Source organism: Amphibacillus sp. MSJ-3 (genome assembly GCF_018919165.1).
GTDB lineage: Bacteria > Bacillota > Bacilli > Bacillales > Amphibacillaceae > Amphibacillus.
In genome coordinates this window covers 1-6,358 of sequence record NZ_JAHLQM010000055.1, presented here as the reverse complement: position 1 = coordinate 6,358, position 6,358 = coordinate 1, and the positions used below count along the sequence as shown (strand labels likewise).

Below are 6,358 nucleotides of genomic sequence, written 5' to 3'. Positions count from 1 at the left end.
ATATGGTTTCTGTTCGTCAGACCAGAGGTTTGCTTAGGGCTTCCTTCAGATTCCACGTCACCATGGACACCCTTGCCTTTAGCTATGTGCTTACCGCTATTAGGTCGCACTAGGGACTTTCACCCGTTAGCGTTCGCCCATGCTGGGCGAACAAAAAAGGAGTTTCAGTAAAATTGATTTACTGAAACTCCTTTTTCCTTTATCGCAGTATAACTCCCGCTTCAAACATTTGAAAGAAACTAAGCATTGTAAGTGGGAGATCAACTGGCAATAAGAGCCTGATTGGTTCAAGTGCCCTTAGATCATACCCTTGTGGTAGTAACAAATGTTTCATGTGAGACGAGTAACCGCAAATTCCTACGGTGGGATCAGTAATCGCAAATGTTTTCGGTGGGACGAGTAAGCGCAGTCCCAGTCCCAGGCTCAATCGGCGGGGATAGGTGTACGAAAACTAAACCCATCACATTCTGTGGTAACATCTGCATGACTTAGATCCCTCAGGCCACACTGATTGAAGCTTCGCTTTATTTAACAGTTTTCTGGTGTGCCTTCTCGTTCCTTTGCTTTAAAGGAAGACCCACAGCCACAGGATACAATGGCATTGGGGTTATCGATTGTAAAACCGCCCCCCATCATATTCTGTTTAAAGTCAATTGTCGTCCCCTCAATAATTTGAAGATCTTCTTTTCTTATAGTTACTGGTACACCATTAATATCATCAGTGTAATCTAACTGTTCGTCAAATTCATCATCAAATCCTAACGCATAGGACAGTCCACTACACCCTCCACCTTTAACTCCAAAACGAAGTCTAAGTTGATGATTATCTTCATTATTCAGCATTTCTTTAATTTGTATTTTCGCTTGTTCGGTAATTTGGAGAACCATCGATCATTACCCTCCTCATTCTTATTAACAATTAGTATACGGAAAAGAAACAATTAATTCAAATTCAGTGCTCATTTGCTTATATTAAAAACTAAAACATTATATTTATTGACTTGTTACAAAAAATATTTCCCAAGAAATAATAGCAAACACTTCTTAAAATGAATAATAGATGGTATAATTACAAAAGGAAGAAGGAAAGGAGTAGATGGATGATGCAAGAACAGGTGCAAGAAGTCTTAAATAAATTACGTCCATTCTTACTACGTGATGGTGGCGACGTTGAATTGGTTGAAGTTGATGAAGGTATTGTACGTCTACGCTTATTAGGAGCGTGTGGTAATTGCCCAAGCTCTACAATTACTCTTAAAGCTGGAATCGAACGCGCCCTGGTATCAGAAGTACCCGGTGTTCGCGAAATAGAACAAGTTATTTAAATAAATTAAAAACAAAGACTACTTAAAATTATTTCGATCATTTAAGTAGTCTTTTTAAATTTAATTCTTCTATTCTTTTTCTCAATTCTTAATTATAAAAGCCCCCTGATTAACCGCTTCTAGCGTTAACCATTTCAAATCGGGGAAATTCTCTTCCCACTGCTGTAAATATTGATTAACTTGCTTTTGAGAGGCTAAAGCAATCATTGTTGGACCTGCCCCACTTAAATAAATTCCATAAACTTGATTAGCCAATTTCTCCTCAATCTCGTCATAGTATGGGATCAATGTTTTCCTATAAGGTTGATGAAAGGAATCTTTCTTAAACATCTTTCCTAAAAGTGACCAGTTTTGTTGACATATAGCAGCGACACTTACGTTTGCAACACTACTTGCCTTTACACTCTCGCCATGTGTAAACTGTTGCGGTAAAATGGAACGCGCTTCTCTTGTCTTTAATTCAAAATCGGGAATCATTGTAACAAAGACTAAATTATCTATTGGAATCTGAATCATATCTAGCGTTTGATCAAAATGACCAACTACACATCCACCCATTACAGCAGGAGCAACATTATCAGGATGCCCTTCAACCTCAGTAGCTAATAAAACTTTCTCCTCAGAAGACAACTTTAAGTCAGCTAATTGGTTGGCTAGCTCTATCCCAGCAACAATGGCTGTAGCACTACTTCCGAGTCCCCTTGCTAATGGGATATCACTCTCTAACTCCACATGACAAGCAGGAAGATCACTTATCTGATGACGTTCTGCAGTTTTTTTAGCCATTTGGTAAATAATATTTGATTGATCTCTTGGTAGGCTCTTCAAGTGATCAGATTTGGGGATGAACTCCCATTCATTGGATTCCTCTATGGTTAAAGTTAAATATAAATTTAAAGCAATCCCAATTGAATCAAAGCCAGCTCCTATATTAGCCGTAGTTGCAGGGACTTTTATTTTCCAACTCATAATGAAACACGACCAAGTATTTCCCGCATCACTAATTCATCATTATTTTCAAGCACAGTTGGTTTAACATCACTGTATTCAATTGCTGTATTCGGGTCTTTTAAACCATTACCAGTCAAAACGCAAACGACTTTAGAGCCTTTCTTTACCTCACCTGCTTCTAATGCTTTAAATAATCCTGCGATTGAAGAGTTTGAGGCTGGTTCAGCGAAAATTCCTTCATTCTCTGCTAACCATTGATAAGCTGCGATCATTTGATCATCTGTAATTTCATCAATTGTCCCACCTGATTCGTCTCTGGCAGCTACTGCTTGCTTCCAGCTTGCTGGATTACCAATTCGAATCGCAGTACCAACTGTTTCTGGATTTTCAATTACACGGTCATGAACGATAGCGGCTGAGCCACTTGCTTCATAACCCATCATTTTAGGTAAACTTGTTTGTTTAAACTTATGATATTCTTTAAAACCTTTCCAGTAGGCTGTGATATTTCCTGCATTACCAACAGGAATGAATAAATAATCAGGTGCTTCTCCTAATGCATCGCAGACCTCAAAGGCGGCTGTTTTTTGTCCTTCAATGCGATAAGGGTTGATAGAGTTAACAAGTGTAATTTCATCATTTTCAGCTAGTTTACGTACTATTCGAAGCGCGTCATCAAAGTTTCCCTTAATCGAGTAAATTTCAGCTCCATACATCACAGCTTGGGCGAGCTTCCCTTGAGCAATCTTTCCTTCTGGTATAATAATAATTGATCTTAATCCCGCTCGTGCAGCATAAGCAGATGCTGAGGCTGATGTATTACCAGTCGATGCACAAATTACTGTTTTCGCACCTGCCTCAATGGCTTTTGCAATTGCCATCACCATACCACGATCTTTGAATGAGCCAGTTGGGTTAACTCCCTCAATTTTGGCATATGCTTCGATTCCATACTGCTCTGATAACTTTTCCAGCTTAATTAATGGTGTATTCCCCTCGTGTAAACTAATCATTGGTGTTTTATCAGTTATCGGTAAATATGCTTTGTATTCTTTAATAAGTCCTTGCCAGGCCATTAACTATTCCTCCCCATCAACTCTATAGTGACTGATTAAACGTTCAACTACATTTAAACTCTTTAATGATTGTAAACTTTTTAGTAACTGTTCTTGACTTATCTGATGCGTAATCATAACAATCTCCGCTCGTCCTTTCTTTTCGGCTGGTAATTGTAAGATTTTAGCGAAACTAACATCATGGTCAGAGAAGACATTCGTAATCTCTTGGAAAGCCCCGGCTTCATCTTCTACATCTAAGCGGATAAAATGACGAGAGAACTTTTCATTGTCGGCTTTCAATTTACGTTCAAATTGTGGACGAATATATGAATGACCGTTTATACCTAAGCGGATATTCCGAATCACTTCCATAAGATCTGAAACCACAGCGGTAGCAGTTGGTAAACTCCCAGCCCCTGGTCCATAAAACATCGTCTCTCCCACCGCTTCACCGTGAACAAAAACTGCATTAAATTCATTATTAACAAGTGACAATGGATGATCCTTTGGTAATAAGGTGGGTTCTACGGTCACTTCTGCTTTACAGTCTTTGATTGAAGCAATTCCAATCAATTTAATCGTATAACCTAAACTTTTAGCAAAGTTGATGTCCTCTTGACTAACTTGACGGATCCCTTTGACAGTAACATCATCAAGATTCAATTCCATCTTAAAAGCTAAATTTGCTAATAATAGCATCTTTCTTGCGGCATCTAATCCATCAACATCAGCACTTGGATCCGCTTCTGCAAAACCTAATTTTTGGGCTTCTTTTAAAACATCCTCAAAAGCTAATCCTTCTTGGGTCATTTTGGTCATGATGTAATTGGTTGTTCCATTGACAATTCCCATCACTTTTTCAATATGATCAGATGCTAACCCATCAACTAGTGTTCGAACAATCGGAATACCTCCAGCAATACTGGCATCGTACAAAATATCACAATTATTCTCTTTTGCCAGACGGTGAAGTCTTTGACCATGAAGTGCCATTAGATCTTTATTAGCTGTCACAATGTGCTTCTTATTCTTTAACGCCTGTTCAAGTAATTGATTGGTTCCCTCGATACCACCCATCACTTCAACAATGACTTCAATTTCTTCATCATTAACTAATTCATCTGGATTATCAGTTAGCCAGTTCATATCAATCACAACATCTCTTGGCTTATTAACATCGTTAACTAATACTTTGACAATTTCTACATTACAACCAAGCTTATGTCTTATTCTCGCCTTATGATCATCTAAAACCTTCACTACACCTGTCCCGACAGTACCGAGACCACATAGCCCAATTTTAACAGTATCCACATCAATGCCTCCCCTTTGTATTTACTAAATGAACAATTGTTTATCTATTGAGGACATTATACATGTTGCTTCTATTAGATTCAAGATTAAATTAACATAAATTTCAGAAAAAAGTGAAAATAACTCACTGCTTATTATACGTTCTAGCGCCAAGTAATTTCAATATCTTTTTTGGCTTATTCATGATATAGTCAAAGTTAATAAAGTAAAACTTTATTCAGTGGGATCTTGTTTTTCCATCAAATAAAACGGCAATTAGAAGTAGAATTCCTTATCCTAACAATGACATTTTTAATGATCTATTGTAGAAAGTTCAAATCTATACTAGCCAACATTCTCTACCTATATTCCTTAGTCTTTTGCAGGTTATTTGGCTGGGGTCCTTTCCCAACCAAAGTGGAAGACGGAATAAGTATGAATGAGACGAACACGATTCGGTAAATAATATTAACAGAAAATTCATCTAACCGAAGTGGATGAGGATATCTAAGAAAGTTGAGAGAATCATTTCAAAAGTCAATATTGGATAACTTTTTGAATTTTAATCACTACTCTCTATACTAAATACTAAACCATTCAAAGATAGGATGATATGATATGTCAGAACAGAACCCAAAAACAGACTTAGAAGAAAAAGCACGTAATTGGATCAAAGAACGTGGCGTAACTTTACGCGATATCGGCGAACTTGTTCATTATCTTCAAGCACCTTATCACGATTCATTAAGTATTGAAGATTGTATTGAAAATGTCGATAAAGTCCTAAGTAAAAGAGAAGTTCAAAATGCTGTCATAACTGGAATTCAACTTGATGTTCTTGCCGAACAAAATCAACTGACAAGCCCACTTCAAGAGACCATTGCATCAGATGAAGGTTTATACGGGATAGATGAAATCATTGCTTTATCGATTGTCAATGTATATGGTTCAATTGGTTTTACAAATTACGGTTATATTGATAAAGAGAAACCTGGTATCCTGAAAAAACTGAATGACAAATCAAGCGGACAATGTCATACTTTTCTAGATGATATCATTGGTGCAATCGCCGCCGCTGCTTCAAGTCGACTAGCACATAGTGTAGCTAAGGATGAAGAGCTTGATTAATTTTAAATGACATAGAAAAACGTATTCACAATTTTATCTGTGAATACGTTTTTTACCTGTCAACAAGCCAATTCACCCTATTGAATGATCCGTTGAACAATAAAATAAGCGCAACCAAAATTACAATATTCATATAAATAATCATCAATTGAACTCGCCTTTGTATCAAAACTTGCTTTCGTACTTTGATCATCAAAGAACCCCTTTAATCGCAATTGATCATAACCCCAGTCCCCAACAATAAAATCATACTTATCTAATATATCACTATATCGTTCAATAAAGGCTTTTTTATCAAAACCGTTTTTATGATTTTCAACTAATCGATACAGTTTCCCTTCAATTTCAACAATTTCTTTCATATCATCAACCTCTTTTAAATAGTTTCTGTCTTTAACTTTACAATAAAATATGTATTTTAAAACTCTACTTACTGTTTATTTTAGCATAGTGTTTAAAACTTCAACAGTCCGCTTTACAATAAGTATGTGTCAATATTTTCTCGATGTTGTTTTCATAACAGTAAGTTAGACACTCTAATATTGTACACCATTAGCTACCGCGCTTCGCTTGCTCGCCGTTTAGGTAGTGTGACGTTATTAA

Annotated in this window: 7 protein-coding genes; 2 read left to right on the top strand and 5 right to left on the bottom strand. The window is 36.8% G+C overall.

Annotated features, from left to right (window positions below; genetic code table 11):
* Positions 1–528: 528 nt before the first annotated feature.
* Positions 529–888, bottom strand: coding sequence for a HesB/IscA family protein (locus KQI76_RS11380; protein WP_216400412.1), 360 nt, complete (start codon positions 886–888; stop codon positions 529–531).
* A gap of 161 nt (positions 889–1,049) precedes the next feature.
* Between KQI76_RS11380 and KQI76_RS11375 the strand changes: the two genes are divergently transcribed.
* A complete protein-coding gene (locus KQI76_RS11375; RefSeq protein ID WP_253288920.1) occupies positions 1,050–1,325 on the top strand; it encodes a NifU family protein in 276 nt (91 codons plus the stop codon).
* Positions 1,326–1,406: 81 nt separating this feature from the next.
* Here KQI76_RS11375 and thrB read toward each other — a convergent pair whose 3' ends face one another.
* The 3 genes from thrB to KQI76_RS11360 are packed head-to-tail and all read right to left on the bottom strand — an operon-like array spanning position 1,407 to position 4,648.
* Positions 1,407–2,294 (bottom strand): homoserine kinase, encoded by an 888-nt coding sequence (gene thrB, locus KQI76_RS11370; RefSeq protein ID WP_216400410.1) that lies wholly within the window; start codon positions 2,292–2,294, stop codon positions 1,407–1,409.
* On the bottom strand, positions 2,291–3,352 hold the full coding sequence (gene thrC / locus KQI76_RS11365) for a threonine synthase (protein WP_216400409.1): 1,062 nt from the start codon (positions 3,350–3,352) through the stop codon (positions 2,291–2,293). The genes thrB and thrC overlap by 4 nt, the downstream gene beginning before the upstream one ends.
* 3 nt (positions 3,353–3,355) lie before the next feature.
* The gene (locus tag KQI76_RS11360) at positions 3,356–4,648 is read right to left on the bottom strand and encodes a homoserine dehydrogenase (RefSeq protein ID WP_216400408.1); all 1,293 of its coding nucleotides are present in this window, start codon (positions 4,646–4,648) and stop codon (positions 3,356–3,358) included.
* Between the two features lie 597 nt (positions 4,649–5,245).
* Between KQI76_RS11360 and KQI76_RS11355 the strand changes: the two genes are divergently transcribed.
* Positions 5,246–5,755, top strand: coding sequence for a phosphatidylglycerophosphatase A family protein (locus KQI76_RS11355; RefSeq protein WP_216400407.1), 510 nt, complete (start codon positions 5,246–5,248; stop codon positions 5,753–5,755).
* 77 nt (positions 5,756–5,832) lie between these two features.
* Here KQI76_RS11355 and KQI76_RS11350 read toward each other — a convergent pair whose 3' ends face one another.
* Positions 5,833–6,117: a YutD family protein gene (locus KQI76_RS11350; protein WP_216400406.1), complete on the bottom strand. Its 285-nt coding sequence runs from the start codon at positions 6,115–6,117 to the stop codon at positions 5,833–5,835.
* Between the last annotated feature and the right edge of the window lie 241 nt (positions 6,118–6,358).

Bases quoted from the DNA above. Each gene is read 5' to 3' on its own strand.
- KQI76_RS11355 (WP_216400407.1), top strand. From the start codon at position 5,246: ATGTCAGAACAGAACCCAAAAACAGACTTAGAAGAAAAAGCACGTAAT.
- thrB (WP_216400410.1), bottom strand. From the start codon at position 2,294: ATGAGTTGGAAAATAAAAGTCCCTGCAACTACGGCTAATATAGGAGCT.
- thrC (WP_216400409.1), bottom strand. From the start codon at position 3,352: ATGGCCTGGCAAGGACTTATTAAAGAATACAAAGCATATTTACCGATA.
- KQI76_RS11375 (WP_253288920.1), top strand. From the start codon at position 1,050: ATGAATAATAGATGGTATAATTACAAAAGGAAGAAGGAAAGGAGTAGA.
- KQI76_RS11350 (WP_216400406.1), bottom strand. From the start codon at position 6,117: ATGAAAGAAATTGTTGAAATTGAAGGGAAACTGTATCGATTAGTTGAA.
- KQI76_RS11380 (WP_216400412.1), bottom strand. From the start codon at position 888: ATGGTTCTCCAAATTACCGAACAAGCGAAAATACAAATTAAAGAAATG.